Below are 263 nucleotides of genomic sequence, written 5' to 3' on the forward strand. Positions count from 1 at the left end.
GGTCGCGCCCGGTAGCCGGACGTCGTACGTGCCGACCGCCGCGCTCGTCGTGCGCCGGAGCGCGATCGGCGACGTCGGTGCCTTCGATCCCGCGCTGCGCGTCGGCGAGGACGTCGACCTGGTCTGGCGGCTGCACGCGGCCGGGCACCGGATCCGCTACGCCCCGGACGTCACCGTCGCCCACCACGAACCGGAAACCTGGCGCGCCCTGCTCGGCAGGCGCGCCCGCTACGGCACTTCCGCCGCGCCGCTGGCGAAACGGC

The 263-nt window shown here is 76.4% G+C and carries 1 protein-coding gene; it reads left to right on the forward strand.

Translation table 11 applies throughout. The features are described 5' to 3' along the window. A partial coding sequence (locus G3I65_RS37085; protein WP_160700222.1) for a glycosyltransferase family 2 protein occupies window positions 1–263 on the forward strand: 263 nt, incomplete at both ends.

The sequence above is a fragment of the Amycolatopsis sp. SID8362 genome, assembly GCF_010550475.1.
Lineage (GTDB): Bacteria > Actinomycetota > Actinomycetes > Mycobacteriales > Pseudonocardiaceae > Amycolatopsis > Amycolatopsis eburnea.